General features: G+C 70.0%; 18 protein-coding genes. 4 read left to right on the top strand and 14 right to left on the bottom strand.

Going from position 1 to position 21,032, the window contains the following annotated elements; translation table 11 throughout:
* Positions 1 to 29 precede the first annotated feature (29 nt).
* From ACVK00_RS29730 to ACVK00_RS29695, 8 genes are all read right to left on the bottom strand, one after another.
* The gene (locus ACVK00_RS29730) at positions 30 to 1,109 is read right to left on the bottom strand and encodes an ABC transporter ATP-binding protein (protein WP_228904213.1); all 1,080 of its coding nucleotides are present in this window, start codon (positions 1,107 to 1,109) and stop codon (positions 30 to 32) included.
* A 49-nt stretch (positions 1,110 to 1,158) separates the two neighbouring features.
* Entirely contained in the window at positions 1,159 to 2,325 is a 1,167-nt protein-coding gene (locus ACVK00_RS29725; protein WP_228904211.1) for an ABC transporter substrate-binding protein, read from the bottom strand.
* Between the two features lie 294 nt (positions 2,326 to 2,619).
* Complete coding sequence (locus tag ACVK00_RS29720) at positions 2,620 to 3,195, bottom strand: RBBP9/YdeN family alpha/beta hydrolase (RefSeq protein WP_284901823.1); 576 nt, start codon at positions 3,193 to 3,195, stop codon at positions 2,620 to 2,622.
* A gap of 32 nt (positions 3,196 to 3,227) precedes the next feature.
* The gene (locus ACVK00_RS29715; protein WP_228904205.1) at positions 3,228 to 4,556 is read right to left on the bottom strand and encodes an MFS transporter; all 1,329 of its coding nucleotides are present in this window, start codon (positions 4,554 to 4,556) and stop codon (positions 3,228 to 3,230) included.
* A gap of 156 nt (positions 4,557 to 4,712) precedes the next feature.
* Complete coding sequence (locus ACVK00_RS29710) at positions 4,713 to 5,768, bottom strand: BKACE family enzyme (RefSeq protein WP_228904201.1); 1,056 nt, start codon at positions 5,766 to 5,768, stop codon at positions 4,713 to 4,715.
* Positions 5,769 to 5,885: 117 nt separating this feature from the next.
* Complete coding sequence (locus tag ACVK00_RS29705; protein WP_105834409.1) at positions 5,886 to 6,734, bottom strand: TauD/TfdA dioxygenase family protein; 849 nt, start codon at positions 6,732 to 6,734, stop codon at positions 5,886 to 5,888.
* Between the two features lie 10 nt (positions 6,735 to 6,744).
* A complete protein-coding gene (locus tag ACVK00_RS29700; RefSeq protein ID WP_228904197.1) occupies positions 6,745 to 7,725 on the bottom strand; it encodes a quinone oxidoreductase family protein in 981 nt (326 codons plus the stop codon).
* 33 nt (positions 7,726 to 7,758) lie between these two features.
* Positions 7,759 to 8,685, bottom strand: a complete 927-nt coding sequence (locus tag ACVK00_RS29695) for a universal stress protein (protein WP_284901829.1) — start codon at positions 8,683 to 8,685, stop codon at positions 7,759 to 7,761.
* 269 nt (positions 8,686 to 8,954) lie between these two features.
* On the opposite strand from ACVK00_RS29695, the gene ACVK00_RS29690 reads away from it, so the two are divergent.
* From ACVK00_RS29690 to ACVK00_RS29680, 3 genes are all read left to right on the top strand, one after another.
* Positions 8,955 to 11,648 (top strand): LuxR C-terminal-related transcriptional regulator, encoded by a 2,694-nt coding sequence (locus ACVK00_RS29690; protein ID WP_284901831.1) that lies wholly within the window; start codon positions 8,955 to 8,957, stop codon positions 11,646 to 11,648.
* A 263-nt stretch (positions 11,649 to 11,911) separates the two neighbouring features.
* The gene (locus ACVK00_RS29685; protein ID WP_284901833.1) at positions 11,912 to 13,036 is read left to right on the top strand and encodes a porin; all 1,125 of its coding nucleotides are present in this window, start codon (positions 11,912 to 11,914) and stop codon (positions 13,034 to 13,036) included.
* Between the two features lie 206 nt (positions 13,037 to 13,242).
* Positions 13,243 to 13,947 carry a glutathione S-transferase N-terminal domain-containing protein gene (locus ACVK00_RS29680; protein ID WP_284901835.1) on the top strand — a complete coding sequence of 235 codons (705 nt, stop codon included), beginning with the start codon at positions 13,243 to 13,245 and terminating at the stop codon, positions 13,945 to 13,947.
* A gap of 127 nt (positions 13,948 to 14,074) precedes the next feature.
* Here ACVK00_RS29680 and ACVK00_RS29675 read toward each other — a convergent pair whose 3' ends face one another.
* Together ACVK00_RS29675 and ACVK00_RS29670 are read right to left on the bottom strand one after the other, a co-directional pair.
* The gene (locus ACVK00_RS29675; protein WP_284901837.1) at positions 14,075 to 14,608 is read right to left on the bottom strand and encodes a MarR family winged helix-turn-helix transcriptional regulator; all 534 of its coding nucleotides are present in this window, start codon (positions 14,606 to 14,608) and stop codon (positions 14,075 to 14,077) included.
* 147 nt (positions 14,609 to 14,755) lie between these two features.
* Positions 14,756 to 15,808 (bottom strand): RNA-guided endonuclease InsQ/TnpB family protein, encoded by a 1,053-nt coding sequence (locus ACVK00_RS29670; RefSeq protein ID WP_456826973.1) that lies wholly within the window; start codon positions 15,806 to 15,808, stop codon positions 14,756 to 14,758.
* A gap of 119 nt (positions 15,809 to 15,927) precedes the next feature.
* Here ACVK00_RS29670 and ACVK00_RS29665 point away from each other — a divergent pair, with 119 nt between their 5' ends.
* Positions 15,928 to 17,124, top strand: a complete 1,197-nt coding sequence (locus ACVK00_RS29665) for an MFS transporter (protein WP_284891512.1) — start codon at positions 15,928 to 15,930, stop codon at positions 17,122 to 17,124.
* Positions 17,125 to 17,165: 41 nt separating this feature from the next.
* On the opposite strand, the gene cobM is transcribed toward ACVK00_RS29665, so the two are convergent.
* From cobM to cbiE, 4 genes are read right to left on the bottom strand one after another with little or no spacing between them, the layout of a single operon-like run.
* Complete coding sequence (gene cobM / locus ACVK00_RS29660) at positions 17,166 to 17,894, bottom strand: precorrin-4 C(11)-methyltransferase (protein ID WP_354122971.1); 729 nt, start codon at positions 17,892 to 17,894, stop codon at positions 17,166 to 17,168.
* Positions 17,895 to 17,941: 47 nt separating this feature from the next.
* Positions 17,942 to 18,673 (bottom strand): cobalt-precorrin-6A reductase, encoded by a 732-nt coding sequence (locus ACVK00_RS29655; RefSeq protein WP_228904178.1) that lies wholly within the window; start codon positions 18,671 to 18,673, stop codon positions 17,942 to 17,944.
* Entirely contained in the window at positions 18,670 to 19,758 is a 1,089-nt protein-coding gene (locus ACVK00_RS29650; RefSeq protein WP_284891515.1) for a cobalt-precorrin-5B (C(1))-methyltransferase, read from the bottom strand. Before ACVK00_RS29650 ends, ACVK00_RS29655 begins: the two co-directional genes overlap by 4 nt.
* Complete coding sequence (cbiE, locus tag ACVK00_RS29645) at positions 19,758 to 20,993, bottom strand: precorrin-6y C5,15-methyltransferase (decarboxylating) subunit CbiE (RefSeq protein ID WP_284891517.1); 1,236 nt, start codon at positions 20,991 to 20,993, stop codon at positions 19,758 to 19,760. The genes ACVK00_RS29650 and cbiE overlap by 1 nt, the downstream gene beginning before the upstream one ends.
* Positions 20,994 to 21,032 lie beyond the last annotated feature (39 nt).

Here is a 21,032-nt window from a genome sequence, read left to right as displayed (position 1 = left end):
CGCTGCCGCGCACGCGGCGCAGCGGCCGTTCATTGCACGTCTCCCGCATAGACGAGCGTGCGGGCCGGCGCCACCCGCAGCCGCAACCGCTCGCCTTCCACGAATTCGCCGGCGACCCGCGCCCAGATCGAGCCGAACGGCGTGATCGCACGGATCAGCGAATCGCGGCCGCCATACTCGACCGTTTCGACGGTCGCATCGAACGCGTTGTCGGCGCCGGCTTCCGCACGCTCGATGTCGTCGGGACGCAGCGCGACCACGACGTCCTTGCCGTCGAAGCCGACCATCGGCACGCCGGTGATGCGCACGCCGGCGGCGGCGACGTTCACGTAGTCGCCGGCCATCCCTTCGAGCGTACACGGCAGCACGTTGCGATAGCCCATGAAGCGCGCGACGTGCAGGTTGTGCGGGCGCGTGTACACGTCCTTCGGCGACGCGACCTGCTGCACGACGCCCTCCTTCATCACGACGATCCGGTCGGCCATCGACAGCGCCTCGTCCTGGTCGTGCGTCACGTAGATCGTCGCGCGTTCGAGCTGCGTGTGGATGCGGCGGATCTCGGCGCGCATCTCGATGCGCAGCTTCGTGTCGAGGTTCGACAGCGGCTCGTCCATCAGCACCAGCGGCGGCTCGATGACGATCGCGCGCGCGATCGCGACGCGCTGCTGCTGCCCGCCCGACAGCTGCCCGGGCAGCTTGCCCTCGTGGCCGACGAGCTGCACGAGTTCGAGCGCCTGCTGCGCGCGCCGCCGCGTTTCCTGCTTCGGCACGCCGCGCATCTTCAGCCCGAAGCCGACGTTGTCGAGCACCGACATGTGCGGAAACAGAGCGTAGTTCTGGAACACCATCCCGAAGCCGCGGCGCTCGGGCGGCAGCACGTCGATGCGCGTGTCGTCGAGCCAGATGCCGCCGCGCGTGAGCGGCTGCAGCCCGGCGATGCAGTTCAGCGCGGTCGACTTGCCGCAGCCCGACGGGCCGAGCAGCGCGATGAACTCGCCGCGCCGGATGTCGAGATCGAGCCCGTCCAGTGCGGCGACCTGCGCCCCCTCCGCATTGGTGAAGCTGCGACACACGCCGTCGAGCCGCAACCGTTCGAAACTGTGCTTCATTACGCGAACTCCGTCGGCGCGGGCGCCGCAGCGCCCGCGGGTTCATGCGTCATTTCGACTTCTGCGAACCGATCTCGCGGTCCCACTTCTGGAACGCGGCGACCATCGCCTGCGCATTGAGCGGCTGCACGTGCGGACGATCCGCGAGCAGCTTCGCGTACTCGGGGCGGCCGAACTTCCTGATCACCTCCTGGCTGTGCGCGGGCGCCATCTCGAGCGTCACGCCCTTCACCGCCGGGCCCGGATAGAAGTAGCCGTCGTCGTAGGTCATCGCCTGCTGCGCCGGTTCGAGCAGGAAGTTCATCAGTTTGAACAGCACGTCGAGCTTCTCCTTCGGCACGCCCTTCGGGATCACCATGTAGTGCGCGTCGTTGACCCACGTCATGTCGTCGAACGCCTGGATCCGGAAGTCGGCCGGCACGATGCCGAGCGCGCGCGGGTTGAGGTCCCAGCCGGTGACGGTCACGGTCATGTCGCGCGTGCCCTCGCCGAGCTCCTTCATCACGGCCGACGTGCCGCCCGGGTAATACGGGACGCAGTCGTTGAGTTGCTTCAGGAACGCCCAGGTCTTGTCCCAGCCGTTGATCGGATCCTGCGGGTTCTTGTCGCCCAGCACGTACGGCAGCCCCATCAGGAACGTGCGGCCGGGGCCCGAGTTCGCCGGGCGCGCGTAGATCAGCTTGTTCGGATGCGCCTTGCACCACGCGAGCAGTTGGGCGGGCGTCTTCGGCGGATCGCTGACCTTCGCCGGGTTGTATTCGAGCAGCGGGCCGGCCGGCATGTAGGTGACTTCGAGGCCGAAGCCCTGCGCGACATCCTGCATCTTGCGCGGGCCGGGCGCGTACTTGTCGAGCACGCCGGGGAAAGCGCCCGCGTTGTCGGGCAGCAGCTTCATCCACAGGTTCTGCTCGATGCCGGCGGCCAGTGCATCGGTGCCCGTCAGCACGAGGTCGATGTCGGAGCGCCCCGCCGCCTGCATCGCCTTGATCTTGCCCGGCAGTTGCGGCGCGGGCGCGTTCGTGAACGTGACGTTCGACACGAGATTCGGGTTCTTCTCCCTGAACGCCTCGATGGCACCCCGCGTGAGCTGCAGGTTGCCCGCGACGTCGACGACATTCAGCGACACGGGGGCCGCGACGGCGGCCGCGGCCGACAGCGTCAGGCCCAGCGCCAGGGTGATCCGGCGGACACGGCGCGCGATCGTGGTGGTGTTCATGTCTCCTCGCTTCGGTCGGTGGATGGGACCTTTCTTTCGGGGAATCATGACGGCGTTATACGATGTCGGTCAACAAAAAACCGAGCGGCGCGGGGCGGGACTTTCCCTGACAAAAACCTTCCGTTCGCCAACGATTGGCTGATTGACCGATTTCGCGGCGCGACGGTGCAACGGACAAACTGCGTGTTAGGACGTCGTATATCAATCGACGCTGAAATGGAATCGGTTCACGGGGACGCGCAGGCATGAAATCCCGCGCGCCGTGTTGCGATGCGTTGTGCGCGCTCAGGCCGCTCAGGCCGCACGGAGCGCGATCACCTCCCCGATCAGCCGCTCCGCGTCATGCCACTCGCCATATCCCGACGCTGGGTTCAGGTGGCCGACCTCGCCGAGATCGACGAGCTTGCTGCCCCACCCCGCCGCGAACGCCTCGGTGCGTTCGAAGCGCGCAAGCGGATCGTTGCGGCTCGCGGCTACGATGCTCGGAAACGGCAGCGGCTGGGTCGGCACCGGCGTCCAGCCATGCGCGTCGATCGCATCGGGCGCCGGATAGCCTGCGGGCATCGGCGTATCGAGATCGGCCGGCGCGGCGAGCAGCGCGCCGTCGATCGCACGCGTGGCCTGCAGCGCCCAATGCACGACGATCATCACGCCCGCGCTGTGCGCGACGAGAATCACGGGGCCGTCGATCGCGGCCAGCGCCGCATCGAGCGCCGCGACGCGCGCGGCTCGGCTCAGCTTGTCGGCTTCGAGCGGCGCGACGGCGCGCGCGTTCGGCAGGCGTCGTTGCAGATGCGTCTGCCAGTGGTCTTCGACGTGATCGCGCAAGCCGGGCACGATCAGGATGGTGGGTGCGGTCGCGAGGGTCATGCAGTCTCCGGGAGGGTTCGGTTCAGGAAGGTTCAGGAAAGACGGGATGCGCGCCGTTCGCGTTCGACGCGCGCGATATCGGCCGAGTAGCTCGCGCGTCCGATCGCGAACAGCACGGCGGCCGCCAGCGGCACGGCGGGAATCCATTGCAGTGCGCCGACGAGACCGGCGCGATCGGCGACCCACCCCGTCAGCAGCGGGCCCGGCGCCATGCCGAGCAGGTTGTTGGCGAGCGTGAGCGTCGCGAACGCCGACGCATGGATCGCGGCCGGCGTCAGGTTCGCGACCATCGCGCCCGAGGCGCCGGACGCCCCCGCGCCGACCAGCATGCCCGCGCAGATCAGCGCGAGCTGCAGCGGACCGGGCGGCAGCCGGAACGCGATCGCGAGGCACACGCCCGTCAGCACGCAATACGCGATCGCGGTCAGCCATTTGTTCGCGCCGTCGGCACGCCCGACGCGATCGGTGACGATCCCGCAGCCGACCATCCCGACGCCCGACAGCAGCACGAAGCCGGCTGCGAGCACGGCGGCGCGGTCGGGCGCCATCGCGTAATAGCGGTTCAGATAGCTCGGCAGCCACGCGAACAGCGCGCCGGGCACGAACAGGTGCAGCCCGCTGCCGACATACGCGCAGATCACCGAACGCGACGCGAACAGCCCCGACATCAGCACGCGCGCGCTGCCGCGCAGGTCGCGCGGCGCATCGGGATGGGGCCGGCACGGTTCGACGCGGCACGCCGCGAGCCGCCGTTCGGTGACGACGCCGCGGTACGCGACAAGAAGCACGATGCCGAGCGCGGCCATCACGCCGAACGACCAGCGCCAGCCGAGATGCGCGCCGACCAGCCCGCCGAGCGCCATCCCGAACACGGAGCCGAATGCGCCGCCGGCCATGAACGCGCCGGTCAGCGTCGCGCGCAGGCGGGCCGGAAAGATGCTGAGGATCAGTGCAACGCCGACGCTGCCGTACGCGGCTTCGCCGAGCCCGACGAGGCCGCGCGCGACGAGCATTTCGGCGTAATTGGTGGACAGCGCGCAGCCGAGCGTCGCGACGCTCCACAGCGCGGCCATCAGCACGATGCTGCGCACGCGCCCGAAGCGGTCGGCGAGCACCGACAACGGAAACGTCAGCAGCCCGACCAGCAGTGCGACGACACCGGACAGCGAGCCGAGCTGCGTGTCCGACAACCCCCACGCATGCTTGAGCAGCGGAAACACGGCGTTGAGCACCTGCCGCGACATGTAGTCCGACAGCAGCAGGCCGACGGTCAGCCCGAACACGAGCCAGGCATAGGCCGGTGCGCGCCGGCCGGTGGCGGCCGCCTCCTGCAGCGACGGCTCGACGTGATGAATCAGCATGCGTGTCTCCTCCGGCACCGGTGCGGCAACGCGCCGGCGCGGCTTGCGCGGCCCCGCTCCGTCAAGCGGAGCTTGCCTCGCGCCCGGCGCGAGGGTGGGTGCCGCGCCACATCGATCGGCGGGCGGCGTTCGCAGGCCGCCCGGATGCGCGGCGCGTCAGGCCGCGCGCAGCGGCACGCTCGCCTGGCCCGGCCGGCGGTTCGGCGCCATCCCGAGCTGCGCGAGCGTCTCGTCGATGCCGTCGTACTGCACACCGATCTTGTAGATCGCCTTCGCCTCCTTGCCGGTCGCGATGTCGCGGCCGAGTTCGCGCGCAATCCGCACGCACTGCTCGACCTGCTGCACCGACGTCATCCGGTTGCCCTTCTGGTCGATGATCGTGTCCTCGATCCCGCAGCGCGGATGCAGGCCCAGCGCCATCGCGACGGTGTTGATCGGCAGCACGTTCTTCATCAGCGATTCGAACGTGATGCACGCGCCGTCCGGGCAACGCCGCACGAATTCCATGAAGTTGTACGGATTGGGGCCGTCGAAGCCGCCGCCGATGCCGACCCACGTGACGTTCAGCGGGCCGCGATAGACGCCGCGGCGGATGATCCGTTCGAGCGTCTCGAGCGCATGCATGCCGGTGAGCTGGAAATGCGGCTGGATGCCGGCCGCCTGCAGCCGGCGCAGGTGTTCGTCGACCCAGCCGGGGCCGGCCGGCACCGTCATCTCGCGGTACGCGTCCCACAGCGCGGGTTCGTTCAGCGACGTGCCGGCGATGTCCTGGCGGTTCATCAGCTCGGTGATGTTCATCTGCACGGTGTTGATCGCGACCGTCACCTGGTCGGGCTTCGGCGTCAGCTCGGCGAGCATGTGGCGCGTGTCGTCGGACAGCCATTTCGCATCGGCGCCCTCGCCTTCCGGTGCGAACGAGATCGAGCCGCCGACCTGCAGGATCATGTCGGGCACCGCCTCGCGCAGCCGGCCGAGCAGTTCGTTGAACTTCGACAGCCGCTTGCTGCCGTGGCCGTCGAGTTCGCGCACATGCATGTGCAGTACCGTCGCGCCCGCGTTGTAGCAGTCGACGGCCTTCTGCACGTGCTCGTCCATCGTCACCGGAATGTCTTCCGGAAAATCGGCGGGCATCCATTCGGGGCCGTACGGCGCGACCGTGATGACTACCTTGTCCTGGTTTTCCGGGTGCAGCGAATCGTCGAAAAATTGCATGTCGTCCTCCAGTGGAAATCGTTGTGTTTCGGGTGTACGGGCGTGCGTATCCCGCCGTGCCGGGCGGCGAGCCCGGCGCGTTGTATCGGTTGCGGATCGGTTACGGTGCGCGCGTGCTCAAAACGGCACGTCGCCGACGATGCCCGCGCGCTCCATCCGGCGCACGCACGGCGGGTAGTCCATTACTGCGTAATGCTGGGTGGCGCGGTTGTCCCAGATCGCGACGCTGTTCTTCTTCCAGCGCCAGCGCACCTGGTATTCGGGGATCGCCGCCTGGCTGATCAGGTAGTGCAGCAGCTGGCCGGCGCCGGGGTTCGCGTCCTGCCCGAAGCGCACGCGCCCCGGTGTGTGGAAGTTGGTGAAATGTGTCGTGAACGCATTCACGTACAGCACCTTCTCGCCCGTTTCGGGATGCGTGCGCACGACCGGATGCTCGGCATCCGGATACTGCGCCTTCAACGCGAGGCGCTTGTCGATCGGCATCGCCGCGCCGAAGCTCGCCTCGATGCTGTGGCGTGCGCGCAAGTCCGCGATCTGCTGCTTCACGTGGTCCGGCAGGTTCTCGTACGCGAGCACCATGTTCGCCCACATCGTGTCGCCGCCAACCGGCGGACCGTCGATGCAGCGCAGCACACAGCCGAACGGCGGCGCCACGCGCCAGCTCGCATCGCTGTGCCACGCATTCTCGTAGCGGTCGTTCGGCTGGTCGGGCGACTTGTAGATCCGCACGAGCCCCGGATGCTCGGGGTCGCTGCCGGCGACCGGGTGATCCTCGAGTTCGCCGAAGCGGCGCGCGAACGCGACATGCTCGGCACGCGTGATGTCCTGGTCACGCAGGAACAGCACGCGATGGCGCAGCAACTGCGTGCGGATTTCGGCGAACAGGCCGTCGTCGTGCACGGCATCGGCGAGGCTCACGTCCAGCAGTTCCGCGCCGATCGCACAGGTCAGGGGTTCGACTCGCATGCGCGTCTCCTCAGACGATGAATACCGACGAGCCGGTCGTCTTGCGCGACTCGAGGTCGCGGTGCGCCTGCGCCGCGTCCTGCAGCGCATAGCGCTGGTTGATCCCGATCCGGATGCGGCCGGCCGCGACATGCGCGAACAGTTCGCCGGCCAGGTCGTTCTTCTCGGCCGGATCGGCGATGTAGTCGGCCAGCGCCGGGCGCGTCAGGTACAGCGAGCCCTTCATCGCGAGGCGCTGCGGATCGAACGGCGGGATCGGGCCCGATGCGGTGCCGACGCAGACCATCAGCCCGCGCCGCTTCAGCGAATCGAGCGAGCCTTCGAAGGTGTCCTTGCCGACGCTGTCGAACACGACGTCGACGCCGGCGCCGCCGGTCAGTTCGCGCACGCGTTTCGCGACATCCTCGCGGCTGTAGTCGATCGTGTGGTCGCAGCCGTGCGCGCGGGCGACCGCCGCCTTGTGTTCGCTCGACACGGTGCCGATCACCGTGAGCCCGAGCAGCTTCGCCCATTGCGACACGATCAGTCCGACGCCGCCCGCTGCCGCATGCAGCAGGATCGTGTCGCCCGGCGCGAACGCATGGATGCGGCGCAGCAGGTAGGCCGACGTGAGCCCGCGCATCGTCATCGCCGCGGCCGTTTCGCATGCGATGCCGGCCGGCAGCCGGACGAGGGGCGCGGCCGCGATCAGCCGCTCGGTGCTGTACGCGCCGAGCGTGTTCAGGAAGCCGGTGTAGGTCACGCGGTCGCCCACGGCGACGTTCGTCACGCCGGGACCGACGGCCTCGACCACGCCGGCCGCCTCGACGCCGATGCCGGCCGGCAGCGCAACCGGATACAGGCCGCTGCGGAAATACGTGTCGGCGAAGTTCAGGCCGACCGCCTCGTGCCGCAGGCGCACCTGGCCGGGGCCCGGATCGCCGACGTCGACTTCTTCCCAGCGCAGCACGTCGGGGCCGCCGGTTTCGTGGAATCGCACTGCATGTGCCATGTTGTTCTCCGTAGGTATTCAGTCGGATGCGTGTCACGCATCGTCGGGTTCGTCCGCGCCCGGTGGCGTCGCGCTTGCGCCGCTCGCCGGGGGCGCGTCCAGTTCGTTCCAGTCGGCGTCGACCAGATAGCGCCGCGCGGCCGGGAAAATCACGCCTTCCATGCGTCCCATCTGCTCGAATGCGCCACGCGCATAGACGGCGAGCGCGGCATCGAACGCGCTCGACGGCAACCCGTCGGCGGCAAGCCGCGCCAGCGCGTCGAGCGCGTGCGCATCGCGGCGCCGCTGGCGATCGAGCTCGTCGAGTTCGGCCGTGGTGCTCTGCGCCCGCATGCGCAATGCCGCGCAGAGACGGGCTTCGGCGCAGGTGCCGAAGCGTGCGTTCTGCAGCGCCGCGAGCGATTCCAGCGCCGCCAGCGTGCCGGGCGCATCGGCCGTCGGCCGCACGGCAGCGTCGGGGCCTTCGCTCGCCATCATCAGCGCCCCCAACCGCTCGCCGAGCGCACGATGCGCGGCGAGACAGCGGGCCATCACGCGCGCCTCGGCCGGCCCATGCCGCGCCGGGCACACGAGCACCGGCACGTCGCTCGTCGCGAGCAGGCCCCGCCGTTGCGCGGCTGCCGCGGCATCGGCGTCGTGCGGCAGCGCCGCCACGCCGATCAGGTCGCAGCCGAGCTCGGCGGCGAGCGTGGCGGGCGACGTGTCGCCGGCACTCGGATGGCCGGCCCCCGGATGGCCGGCCCCCGCGATCGCATGGGACAGGCCCTGCGCCCGCGCGGCGGCTTCCACTTTCGCATCGTGTCGCGGCATCCGCGCTCCGGATAAACGCGAGTCCGGCACGGTGCCCGACAGCACGAACGTGACCCGTGCGCCGACCGCACGCGCCAGTTCCAGCGCATGGCCGATCGCGTCGATGCCGCCGGGCACGCCGTCGACCGTCACGAGCAGATGGCGATACATCGTGCCGCTCCGCTTATCCGGCGCTCGGCACGCTGTGTCGCGCGCCGGTCGATACGATGTTCATGGTCCGCTCCTCGTTGCTGGGGTAAATTGCATTCATTCAGTTGCGCTCGTCACGCTTCGGAACCCATGCTATCGACCACGCCGCGGCGCGGCCCCACTCGTCGCGGGGGGGATTGACGCGCGAGCGCGGTTCGACCGATCCTTCCCCCCACGCCCACCCCGGACGCTGGCCCGCACGGCATCGCCGGAATCCCACTGCTGCCCCGATGGCCCACCCACCCGATCGCGCCGACGCGCCCCCCACCGAACTCGTGCTGAAGACGACCGCGCCGCGCGTGCCGGCGCAGTTGCTCGCGCGTGCGCGGCTGAGCCTCGCCGCGCCGGCGTTCGACGCCCGGCCCGTGATGCTCGTGCAGGCGCCGGCCGGATACGGCAAGACGTCGCTGCTCGCGCAATGGCGCCGCGAATCGCTCGCGCTCGGCCGCGCGGTCGTGTGGCTGTCCGCCGACGAGCGCGACGACGCGCCGCGCCTGCTGCAGGGGCTCGTGCAGGCGGTGCGCACCGGTTGCGCGCGGCCCGGCTTCGGGCGCCTGATTGCGGGCGGCGCGGCGCGCGCGCTGGAGGGGTTGACCGCGTGGCTGGCGGAAGTCGCGCAACTGTCGATCGACGCGCTGTTGATCGTCGACGACGCGGAGCGGTTGCCGGCCGCCGGCCTCGACGCGCTGACCTATGTGCTGCACAACGCACCGCAGAACCTGCGTGTGATCGTCGCGGGCCGGCGCGGCCTCGATCGCGCGGCCGGCGACCTGCTCGCCGGCGGGCAATGCACGCTCGCGGGCCCCGAATGGCTGCGCTTCACGCTCGACGAGACGATCGCGCTGGTCGGTGCGCGCTTCGCGCAGCGGGTCGACGCCGATGCATGCGCGCGGCTGTTCGAGCGTGTCGACGGCTGGCCGCTCGGGCTGCAGCTCGCGATGGCCGCGATGGCGCGCTCGGCCGATCCGCGCCAGGCGGTCGACGCGCTCGCCGCGCGCATGGACGGCACCCGCGACCGGCTCGTCGAGCTGCTGCTCGCGAACCTGTCCGCCGACGACACCGCGTTCCTGACGCGCACGAGCATCGCCGACCGCCTGCATCCGTCGCTGTGCGCCGCGCTGCTCGACGATGCGGATGCGCCCGACCGGCTCGCGCGGCTCGCGCGCGATACGCCGCTGTTCATCGCGTCGGATGACTCCGACTGGTGCCGGCTGCATCCGCTGGTGCGCGATACGCTGCGCGACCGCCTGGCGGCGGGCCCGGCCGCGGCGCGCAGCGCGCTGCATGGACGCGCGGCCGCGTGGCTCGATGCGCACGGGATGACGGAGGAAGCCGCGCGCCATGCGTATGCGGCCGGCCAGGTCGAGACCGCGTACGCGCTCGCGCAGCGCTGCCTCGAGGATGCGATCAAGCAGGGCCGAATCAACGACGTGCTCGACTGGCTCGCGCTGCTGCCCGATGCGGAACTCGACAAGCGTCCGACGCTGCGGATCGCGGTCGCCTGGGCGCTGGCGCTCGGCGAGCGTCACGTCGAGGCGCAGCGCCAGATCGCCGGCATCCTCGCCGACGCCGGCACGCCGGCCGCGATGCGCTACGAATGTGCGCTGATCCTCAGCGCGGCGGCTTATTACGCGGACGAAATCGACCGTTTCGTCGAGCTGTTCGAGCCGTGGGCCGACTTCACGCCGCCCGCGGCGACGTGGCTCGCGCAGATGCATGCGAACCGCCTGTCGGCACGCGCGATCATCGTCGGCGAGCCGGCGCAGGCGCGCCGCTACCAGCAGGCCGCGCCGCGCGGCGGGACGGCTGCCGGGTTCGGCTACGTCGCGCGCTGGGGCGAGCTGATCACCGGCCTGAGCTACCTGTGCGAAGGCCAGATCCGGCTCGCGGACGACGCGTTGTCGCCGGCACTCGCGCGCGCGGAAGCCGACCTCGGGCGCCGCCATCCGCTGACCTGCATGCTCGCGGCGATGTGCGCGGCGATCGCATACGAGGCCGATCGCGTCGATCAGGCCGCCGCGCTGCTCGCGAACCGGCTCGACGTGCTCGAGCACGCGGGCACACCCGACACCGTGCTGCTCGGCTATCGGACGGCCGCGCGCATCGCGCTGCTGCGCGGCGTCGAGCATCGCGCGATCGACCTGCTCGAGGCGCTCGACGCGATGGGCGTCGCGCGCCGGCTGCCGCGGCTGTCGGTGGCGAGTCTCGCCGAGCAGGTGCGCATTCACGCGGCGCGCTATCGCGAGGCGACCTGCCATGCGCTCGTCGAGCGGATCGATGCGATCGCCGCGGCGGAGTTTCCGTCGCACGGCCCGCTGTGGCGGCGCCCCGTCGTGCTGCTGCAGGCGATCGCGCATGCGGGCGCCGCGCTTGCCGCGCGCCGCTGGGACGATGCCTGCGCGGCGCTCGACGAAGCGGCCGTGCTGGCCCGGGAGATGAGCATGGGGGGCGCGCGCATCGAGATCATGGCGCTCGGCGCGTTCGCGCTCGAACAGTCGGGGCACGGCGGCCGCGCGCGGCTCGACGAGGCGATGAACCTCGCGGACATGTTCGGCCTGACGCGCACGCTCGCCGACACGCATCCGGCCGTCGCCGACTGGGCGCGCCGCATCGGCGACGAGGCGATCGAGCGCGATGGTCCGGCAAGGTCCGCGCAACCGCAGCCGCGCATCGTGCCGCCCGCGCCGCGCAGCACGGCCAGCCCGCGCGCGGTGCCGAGCGTCGTGTTGACGCCCAAGGAGCGCGCGATTCTCGAGCTGCTCGCGCGCAGCCTGTCGAACAAGGAGATCGCGGTGGCGCTCGCCGTCGGCGAGGAAACCGTGAAGTGGCACCTGAAGAACCTGTTCGGCAAGCTCGACGCCAGCTCGCGCAAGCACGTCGTGCGCCGCGCGCTGGTGCTCGGGTTGCTCGAAAGCGCGCCTTGATCGCTGCGTAGGCCGGCGTTGCCGGCTGTTGCGCCTGCGGCTATTGACGGCGGCATCGGCGCCAGTCCCCTCTAGATTCTCCGCGACCCTGCCCCCCGCGCATGGGGGGGAGCGGCCGCGCGCCGTTGCGTAGTCTTTCCGCACGGCTCGCACCGGCGTCGCCTCGCGCGCCTTCCCGCCTGCCTCGATGCTTCCCCGTTTCACTCGCTTTACCCGCCCGGGCTCGATCCCGTGCGGGGTCCATTACGATCCTGGAGACTTCGATGAAGACGAAACTGGCCGCGCTCGCGGCGCTTGCCGGCTGTTCGGCGCTCGCGCATGCGCAATCCTCCGTCACGTTGTACGGCGTGGTCGACACGGGCCTGCTGTACCAGAGCACGTCGGCCGCTTCGTTCAGCCCGAGCGCGCCGAACACCGGCAAGGTGTTCCGGATGAAGGACGGCGGCATCTACTCGAGCTTCTGGGGCATCAAGGGCAGCGAGGACCTCGGCGGCGGCTACAAGGTCAACTTCAAGCTGCAGGGTTCGTTCGACAGCGGCACCGGCCGGCTCCAGCTGAGCGACACGCCGGGCGCCGTCGCGATCTTCAACCAGATTGCGTCGCTCGGCGTATCGGGGCCGTTCGGCACGGTGACGGCCGGCCGCCAGATCGTGCCGATGATCTACGCGATGGCCGACACCGACGTGCGCAACGCGCAGTTCTTCGGCAGCGTGCTGACCGCATGGCTCGGCCTGAACACCTCGGCCGGCTGGCCGGCGACGAGCACCAACGGCGCGATCGGCGCGCTGTACGACAGCAATGCGCTCGTGTATCAGTCGCCGACGTTCGCGGGCGTGTCGCTCGCGCTCGAATACGCACCCGGCGGCGTCGCCGGACAGTTTCAGGGCGGCACGCGCGAATCGGTCGTGCTCAGGTATTCGAACTACGGGCTCAATGCATCGGCCGTCTACTACAACGGCCACGACACGAATCCGGCACCGGGTGTCGCGCCGACCGGCGTCGACAACAACCGCTTCGTCTACGTCGGCGCGAAATACACGATCCGCGATTTCTCGGTGTCGGCGTCGTATGGCAACGGCCGGAATCCCGCGCATGCGGACCGGGTGAACCTCGACATGCTGTCGGCCGGTGTCGGCTATCGCTTCACGCCCGCGCTGCAGGTCGCCTCCGCCGTGTACTACCTGAAGGACCGCAACCGCTCCGCGAACCGGTCGACGGCCGTCGTGCTCACGGCCGACTACAGCCTGTCGAAGCGGACGATGGTCTATGCGCAGGCCGGCCACGTGAACAACCGCGGCACGATGGACCAGATGCTGGTGTACGGGCAGCCGGTCGCGCCCGGGGTCGGCACGACGGCCGCGATGGTCGGGCTGCGGCACAACTTCTGACGACGAAGTGACGCGCGGCGGCGCTCGCGCGCGACGCGCGACCGCTGTCTGCAGCGATCGCGGGGATCGGCTACAGTGGGCGTTTTCGGCGCGCCCCGCCCGCTTGCCGATGTGCTCGTCCCGCCCCTGCCGCCGTGCCGGGGGCGCTCCGCGACGCACGGCCGGCCGGCGGATCGCGGATCCTCCACGTTGACGAGCGAACCTTCATGCCCGACCTGTCCGCCTTCCCGATCACGAAAAAATGGCCGGCCCAGCATCCCGACCGTCTCCAGCTGTACTCGCTGCCGACGCCCAACGGCGTCAAGGTGTCGATCATGCTCGAGGAGACCGGCCTGCCGTACGAGCCGCACCTCGTGCGCTTCGACACGGACGACCAGTTGTCGCCCGAATTCCTGTCGCTGAACCCGAACAACAAGATCCCGGCGATCATCGATCCGAACGGCCCCGACGGCCGGCCGCTGCCGCTGTTCGAATCGGGCGCGATCCTGATCTATCTCGCCGACAAGACGGGCCAGCTGATGCCGAAGGACGCCGCGGGCCGCTACGAGACGATCCAGTGGGTGATGTTCCAGATGGGCGGCATCGGCCCGATGTTCGGCCAGGTCGGTTTCTTCCACAAGTTCGCCGGCCGCGACTACGAGGACAAGCGCCCGCGCGACCGCTACGCCGCCGAATCGAAGCGCCTGCTCGCCGTGCTCGACGCGCATCTCGCGAACCGCAAATGGATGATGGGCGATACGTACACGATCGCCGATATCTCGATCTTCCCGTGGGTGCGCAACCTGGTCGGGTTCTACGAAGCGGGCGATCTCGTCGGCTTCGGTGAGTTCCGCCATGTCGCGCGGGCGCTCGAAGCCTTCGTCGCGCGTCCGGCCGTCGCGCGCGGGCTCACTATCCCGGCACGCGGCTGATCCGCGCGGCGGACGCACCGGGTGCGGCCCGCTGCCTGTCCGGCCCGCCGCCTCGCGCGGCGGGCGGTTTGCCGGTTTCCTTTCTGCGTTTCTGCGTTTCTCCGTTCCTGCTTTCCGCGCGTCGCGTTCAGCGTGACGAGCCGCGGCGCTGCTTTTCTGCCGGCGCCGACGCCCCTTCTTCCAATCCCGCCAGCAGCTTTTCCAGCAGCGCCGACAACTGCGTCTGCTCGGCCTGCGACAGCACGGCCAGCATCGCGCGCTGATTGTCGACGTGCGCGACCACCGCCTCGTCGATCAGCGCGCGGCCGGCGTCCGTCAGCGCGACGAGCGTGCCGCGGCCGTCGGCCGGATTCGGCCGGCGCTCGACCCAGCCGGCCTTGTGCAGCCGGTCGATCCGTGCGGTCATCCCGCCCGACGACATCATCAGCGCGTCGTACAGCGCGGTCGGCGTCAGCGCGAACGGCGCGCCGCTGCGCCGCAGCGTCGCCAGCACGTCGAATTCTCCCGGCTGCATCCCGTAGCGCGCGAACAGCGGATTGAGACCGTCGCGCGCGATCACGAGCGCGGCCTCCTGCAGCCGTCCCATCACGAGCATCGGCGACGCATCCAGATCCGGGCGCTCGACGCGCCATTGCGCGAGCGCATGCGCGGCTCGATCCATTAACCCTCCTCGGCTCACCAGTTATCTTGACGTCGAGATAAATGTCGATTTATCTTGATGTCGAGATACTTTACATGAAAACGCACGACACGCCGATGGAGATGTCGCGCACCGATATCGAGGGCCTTCCTTGACGTCCTCACCCGCCTAAAGGCAGGTGATTCCCACACCTGGCGATGCACGTCCGTATCGGAGAATATTCAGCGCAGCGTTGGTATCTCGATCATGCACGACACCACAGCCATCGCAGGCCCACTCTCTCATTCGCAGTCCCGCGATACCTTTCGGCCGCGTCGTGCTGTCTTTCGATCCGCACGACGAACAGGACTGGGTAGAACCGCTTTCGTCGACTTCCTCGAACGTGGCCCCGTGCGCCATCGCTTTATAGCGGAGCATGTTTCGGAAGGACGACCAGGATGCGTCGTAGACGCTCTTCGCCATCCTGGTTCTGGCGAGCTTCGCGGCCGACACGTTGCCGACCGCGAGGTAATCGAAGCGCCGCACCAGATCGAGCGCGAGCTTGTGCTGAAAATCGGCGCGGGTATTCGCGACCTTGGCGTGCAACTTCGCGATATGCCGCTTGTGCTTGCGCGCCCGTTGAGCTTTCGCCAGTTTCTCCGCCGCGCGTCGGCCGAATCGGTCATTGCGCAGCTTCTCGCCGGTCGAAAGTGTGGCGAAGTCTTTCAAGCCGAGATCGATGCCGACACCGGAATGGATCGGGCGGGCCTGAACATCCGGCATCTCAATCGCGATGTTGAGAAACCAGTTGCCGCGTGCATCCTGCGCAAAGTTGGTCCCGTCCTTGATCTTGCCTTCGGGAAGCGGCCTGCTGTTGAACACTCGAAACGTGTTGCCGGCGAAACGGAACGCGTCACCCTCGCGCTTCAGGTCACGCCCCTTCAGCGGCACCCAGCCCAGCGATTTCCTGCCGCGATAGCGCAGGTAGGGCCGACGGTGCTGACTGCGCGACTTCGCATATTGCTCGCACGTCGCGTTGATCGTGCCGGAGTGGATGCCGAGCGCCTTGCTGCTCCCCGTCGTCAGCACGTTCAGATCGAAACCCGTCGGCCATTTCTTGCTCCACTTGAGCGCGTGCTTCTGCGTGTCGTTGCAGAATTTCCAGACGTAGTTCACCGCACGGCTCTGCTTGTTGAGCAGTCCGTTGAGCGACTTCACGCGGTAGCGGTAGACAAGAATCATGCCGGTGATCCTAACCCGTGGAAGAAGCTGCCTGTCAACAGCACTCCTTTCCTTCCCGCCATCCGCCCCGAAGGAAGTCCCCTTGGGGGAAATGGCGGGGTTTCTCGGAGCAAATTCTGATGAATCGCTGCACTTCCCCGGGATGGCGGCTTGCCGCCATCGTGCTGGTCGGACTGAACCTGCGGCCGGCGCTGGCCGCGATCGGTCCGCTGCTCGACATGATCCAGCGCGCGACCGGCATCGGCGACGGCGCGGCGAGCCTGCTGACCACGATCCCGATCCTGCTGATGGGCCTGGGCGCGCTGAGCGCGCGGCGGCTGCAGCGCGTGACGGGAATTGCTCGCGGCGTGTGGCTCGGCGTCGTGCTGATCGGGTTCGCCTGCGCGTCGCGCATCGGCGCACAGCACGCGTGGCTGCTGCTGGCGAGCGCATGCTGCGCGGGCATCGGGATCGCCATGGTGCAGGCGTTGCTGCCGGGGTTCGTGAAGGCACATTTCGCGACGCGGATCGGTGGCGCGATGGGCGTCTATTCGACGTCGATCATGGGCGGCGCGGTGCTCGCGAGCGTCGTCGCGCCGTTCGCCGCGGCCCACTGGAGCTGGCTCGTCGCGCTCGCGGGCTGGACGCTGCCGGCCGCCATTGCGGCGCTGGCGTGGCCGCTGGCCAGTCGTGGCGACCACGCGCCGGCGTCCGGGGCGATGCCGGCGTCGGCCGCGACATCGGCTGCGCATGCGCGACCGTCGCGCTCGCCGCGCGCATGGCGGCTCGCGGTGTTCTTCGGGATCGCGACGGGCGCCTACACGCTCGTGCTGGCGTGGCTGCCGCCGTACTACATGCGGCTCGGCTGGTCGCCGACCGCGGCCGGCAGCCTGCTCGGCGGCGTGACACTCGCGGAAGTCGTCGCGGGGCTGACGATCTCCGCAACGATCGACCGCCTGCCCGATCGCCGGCCGGCGCTGCACGCGGCGATCGCGTCGCTACTGGCGGGGCTGCTGGTGATGCTGGCCGCGCCGCAGGCGCTTGCGTTGCCGGCCGCGCTGCTGCTGGGTGCGGGCATCGGCGCGCTGTTTCCGCTGTCGCTGATCGTCACGGTCGATCATGCGGCGACGCCGGCCGATGCCGCATCGTTGACGGGGTTCGTGCAGGGCGTCGGCTATCTGGTCGCGGGGCTGTTTCCGTTCGCGGCGGGCGTCGTGCGCCAGCATCTCGCGGATCTGTCGCCTGCGTGGGTCGCGATGGCTTGCCTGTGTGTCGTGCTGTTCGCGCTGGCGGCGGGTTTCGCGCCGCAGCTTGCTCGGCGCGTCGCGCGTGCGTAGAGAGTGTGCCTCGGCGCGCATCGCGTTTCGCTTACGCGCAATCAGCTGCCGCTTGCATACAGCGTCGAATCCGCGAACCCTTCCGCGTCGAGCACGCGCCCGACCAGAATCAGCGCGGTGCGTTCGATCCGCGTGCCCTGCACCTTGCCGACGATGTCGGCCAGCGTGCCGGGCACGCGTTCCTCGTCGGGCCAGCTCGCGCGATAGATCACCGCGACCGGGCAGTCGGGTCCGTAGTGCGGCAGCACTTCGTCGACGATCCGCGCGAGATGGCGCACGCCGAGATGGATCGCGAGCGTCGCGCGGTGCGCGGCGAGCGCGCCGAGCGCTTCGCCTTCCGGCATCGTCGTCTTGCCCGCGAAGCGCGTGAGGATCACCGTCTGCGCGACACCGGGCAGCGTCAGCTCGACGCCGAGCGTCGCCGCGCACGCGGCCGTGGCCGTCACGCCCGGCACGATTTCATACGGAATCCCGAGCGCTTTCAGCCGGCGGATCTGTTCGCCGATCGCCCCGTACAGCGACGGATCGCCCGAATGCACGCGCGCGATGTCCTGCCCTTTCGCATGCGCATCGGCGAGCAGCGCGACGATCGCATCGAGATCGAGCTCGGCGGTATTGACGACCTGCTCCGCGCGATGGCCGTCGAGCACGGCCGGCGGCACGAGCGAGCCCGCATACAGGATCACCGGGCACGTGCGCACGAGGCGCTGGCCCTTCACCGTGATCAGTTCGGGGTCGCCAGGGCCCGCGCCGATGAAATACACCGTCATCCAGAAATCTCCATCCATTCATTCATTGGGCAGCCGGTCGCGCGGCATCACGTGCGCGCGGCCGGATCGAGCGCCTCGAGCAGCGCGGCGGCCGAGTCGAACGCGCGATCGGCGTCGGGGAGCGGCGGCCGGCGCAGCATCACGACCGGCAGCCGTCGTTCGCGCGCGACCTCGAGCTTGGCCTCGGTCGCGGCGCCGCCGCTGTTCTTGCTGACGACGACGTCGATGCCCGCAAGCGCGAACAGCGCGCGTTCGCCGTCGAGCGTGAACGGCCCGCGCGTCGCGACGATCTGCGCGCGCGCGTTGCCGGGATGCGCATCGAGGCAGCGCACCAGCCAGAACTGGTGGGGCGGGATCTCGTCGAGATGCGCCAGCGGTTCGCGCCCGAGCGTGAACAGCGGCCGCCGGAACGGCGCGAGCGCGGCCTCGATCCCGGCCCAGTCGTCGACCATCCGCCAGTCGTCGCCGGGCCCTGGCGTCCACGGCGCGCGGCGCAGCGCCCACAGCGGCACGCCCGCGTCGTGCGCGGCGGCGACCGCGTTCGCGCTGATTTGCGCGGCATACGGATGCGTCGCGTCGATCACGAGACCGATGCCGGCGCCGCGCAGATAGGCGGCAAGCCCTGCCGCTCCGCCGAACCCGCCGACACGCACGTCGCAGCGCAGGTCGTCGGGCACCTTGCCGAGGCCCGCGAGGCTATAGACGTGTCGCGGGCCGAGCGCGCGCGCGATCGTCAGCGCGTCGCCGGTGCCGCCGAGGAGCAGGATGCGCACGCTCATCGTGCACGTCCGACGAAACGGCCCTGCCGGTCGATCGCGAACATCTCCACGGCCACCGATGCCGGCACGATGTCGCGCGCGACCCGCAGCGCGTGCGCACAGACGAGGTCGCCGAGCGGCACGCCGTCCGCATGCGCGAGCTTCAGCGCTTCCTGGCTGGTATTCGCCGCGCGCATCGCGGCCTGCAGCGCATCGCTTGCACCGGCCTCGGCCGCCCACTGCGCGAGCAGCGGCAGGTCGATGCTCGAATGGCGGCTGTGCAGGTCGAGATGGCCGGCCGCGAGCTTGCTGAGCTTGCCGAAGCCGCCGCACATCGACAGGCGGGCGACCGGCGCACGGCGCAGGTGCTTGAGCACCGCGCCCGCGAAATCGCCCATTTCGATCAGCGCCATGTCGGGCAGGCCGTAGTGCGCGCGCATCGCATCCTCGCTCGTGTTGCCGGTGCACGCGGCGATGTGCGCGACGCCGTTCGCGCGTGCGACGTCGATGCCCTGGTGGATCGACGCGATGTACGCCGAGCACGAGAACGGCCGCACGATGCCGGTCGTGCCGAGGATCGACAATCCGCCGACGATGCCCAGGCGCGGGTTCATCGTCTTCAGTGCGAGCGCCTCGCCGCCCTCGACGCCGATCGTCACGTCGAAGCCGCCTGCGTAACCATATTCGGCCGCGAGCGCGTCGAGGTGGGTGGTCATCATCTGGCGCGGCACCGGATTGATTGCCGGTTCGCCGACCGGCAGCGTGAGTCCCGCGCGCGTGACCGTGCCGACCCCCGGCCCTGCATGAAAACGCACGCCGGGAGCGGCGGACAGCGCGACGCGCGCGAACACCAGCGCACCGTGCGTGACGTCCGGATCGTCGCCGGCGTCCTTGACGGTGCCGGCCTCGGCGCCGTCGGCGGTGGTCCGGCAGAACTCGAGCCGCATCATCACGCGCTGCCCCTTCGGCAACACGATCTCGACCGCATCGTCCGCGTGGCCCGCGAGCAGCAGGCGCGCGGCGGCAAGCGACGTCGCGGTCGCGCAACTGCCGGTCGTATAGCCGAACCGCAGCGGCGCCGGTTGTTCGGGGGTTTCGTCGCGCATTACGCGGGGCCCGCGAATTCCGCTGCCGTGGGATCGGGCTTGCGCCCGTCATACAGCGTGACCGGCAACGGCTGCCGCCACGTGTCGAAGCGGCCGAGCGGCTCGGCATGCGCGAGCGACACGCGCGTGAGCGTGCCGCCATGGGCGTCGCGCCAGGCCGCGAGCGCCAGCTCGCCCTGCAGCGTGACCGCATTCGCGACGAGCCGGCCGCCGGGCTTCAGCGCCGACCAGCACGCATCGAGCACGCCGGGCGCGCTCGCGCCGCCGCCGATGAAGATCGCGTCGGGCGCGGCGAGCCCCGCGAGCGCGTCGGGCGCGCGCCCCCCGACGAGTTGTAGCCCCGGCACGCCGAGCGCGTCGCGGTTGTGCTCGATGAAGCGTTGACGCTCCGCATGCGACTCGATCGCGATCGCCTGGCACGACGGATGCGCGCGCATCCATTCGATGCCGATCGAGCCGCTGCCCGCGCCGACGTCCCACAACAGTTCGCCCGGTGCGGGCGCGAGGCGCCCGAGCGTCAACGCACGCATGTCGCGCTTGGTGAGCTGGCCGTCGTGGCGGTACGCGTCGTCGGGCAGGCCGGGCGTGAGCGCGCGGCGCGGCGCATCGGGGCCGGCCCGGCAGTCGAGCGCGATCAGGTTGAGCGCGGCGGTTTCGGCGATGGGCCAGTCTTGCGCGAGGCCGTCGAGACGCCGCTCGAGCGGGCCGCCGAGATGCTCGAACACGCTGATGCGGGTCGGGCCGAAGCCGCGCGCCGTGAGTTCGGCGGCGACCGTGGCCGGCGTGCGGCCGTCGGCGCTCAGCACGAACAGGCGCCGGCCCGGCAGCAGGTGGCGCACCAGCGTCGCGAGTGGCCGGCCGACGAGCGACACCGCGCCGACGTCCTGCAGCGCCCAGCCGAGCCGTGCGGCCGCCAGCGACAGCGACGACGGGGCGGGCAGCACGCGCCATTCGTCAGGGGAGAGCTCGCGCGCGAGCGTGGCGCCGACGCCGAACAGCATCGGGTCGCCGCTTGCCAGCACGCAGACGGGCGCATCGCGCCGCGCGAGCAGGCCCGACACGTCGAACGGCGACGGCCATGGCTCGCGCGCGGCCCGCAGCCGCGCGGGCAGCATGTCGAGGTGCCGCTTCGCGCCGACGATCCGCGTGGCGTCGAGCAGCGCGCGCCGCGCGCTGCGTCCGAGCCCCGCGTAACCGTCGTCGCCGATGCCCACTACCGTCAGCCACGCCGTCATGCACCCTTCCCCATCGTCCGATTCCATCGAGTCGCCGCA

The sequence above is a fragment of the Burkholderia sp. PvR073 genome, assembly GCF_054055695.1.
Note: the sequence above shows the minus strand (reverse complement) of the source record. Positions and strands in the feature narration are given on the sequence as shown.

Bases quoted from the DNA above. Each gene is read 5' to 3' on its own strand.
- ACVK00_RS29730 (WP_228904213.1), bottom strand. From the start codon at position 1,109: ATGAAGCACAGTTTCGAACGGTTGCGGCTCGACGGCGTGTGTCGCAGC.
- ACVK00_RS29725 (WP_228904211.1), bottom strand. From the start codon at position 2,325: ATGAACACCACCACGATCGCGCGCCGTGTCCGCCGGATCACCCTGGCG.
- ACVK00_RS29720 (WP_284901823.1), bottom strand. From the start codon at position 3,195: ATGACCCTCGCGACCGCACCCACCATCCTGATCGTGCCCGGCTTGCGC.
- ACVK00_RS29715 (WP_228904205.1), bottom strand. From the start codon at position 4,556: ATGCTGATTCATCACGTCGAGCCGTCGCTGCAGGAGGCGGCCGCCACC.
- ACVK00_RS29710 (WP_228904201.1), bottom strand. From the start codon at position 5,768: ATGCAATTTTTCGACGATTCGCTGCACCCGGAAAACCAGGACAAGGTA.
- ACVK00_RS29705 (WP_105834409.1), bottom strand. From the start codon at position 6,734: ATGCGAGTCGAACCCCTGACCTGTGCGATCGGCGCGGAACTGCTGGAC.
- ACVK00_RS29700 (WP_228904197.1), bottom strand. From the start codon at position 7,725: ATGGCACATGCAGTGCGATTCCACGAAACCGGCGGCCCCGACGTGCTG.
- ACVK00_RS29695 (WP_284901829.1), bottom strand. From the start codon at position 8,685: ATGTATCGCCATCTGCTCGTGACGGTCGACGGCGTGCCCGGCGGCATC.
- ACVK00_RS29690 (WP_284901831.1), top strand. From the start codon at position 8,955: ATGGCCCACCCACCCGATCGCGCCGACGCGCCCCCCACCGAACTCGTG.
- ACVK00_RS29685 (WP_284901833.1), top strand. From the start codon at position 11,912: ATGAAGACGAAACTGGCCGCGCTCGCGGCGCTTGCCGGCTGTTCGGCG.
- ACVK00_RS29680 (WP_284901835.1), top strand. From the start codon at position 13,243: ATGCCCGACCTGTCCGCCTTCCCGATCACGAAAAAATGGCCGGCCCAG.
- ACVK00_RS29675 (WP_284901837.1), bottom strand. From the start codon at position 14,608: ATGGATCGAGCCGCGCATGCGCTCGCGCAATGGCGCGTCGAGCGCCCG.
- ACVK00_RS29670 (WP_456826973.1), bottom strand. From the start codon at position 15,808: ATGATTCTTGTCTACCGCTACCGCGTGAAGTCGCTCAACGGACTGCTC.
- ACVK00_RS29665 (WP_284891512.1), top strand. From the start codon at position 15,928: ATGAATCGCTGCACTTCCCCGGGATGGCGGCTTGCCGCCATCGTGCTG.
- cobM (WP_354122971.1), bottom strand. From the start codon at position 17,894: ATGACGGTGTATTTCATCGGCGCGGGCCCTGGCGACCCCGAACTGATC.
- ACVK00_RS29655 (WP_228904178.1), bottom strand. From the start codon at position 18,673: ATGAGCGTGCGCATCCTGCTCCTCGGCGGCACCGGCGACGCGCTGACG.
- ACVK00_RS29650 (WP_284891515.1), bottom strand. From the start codon at position 19,758: ATGCGCGACGAAACCCCCGAACAACCGGCGCCGCTGCGGTTCGGCTAT.
- cbiE (WP_284891517.1), bottom strand. From the start codon at position 20,993: ATGACGGCGTGGCTGACGGTAGTGGGCATCGGCGACGACGGTTACGCG.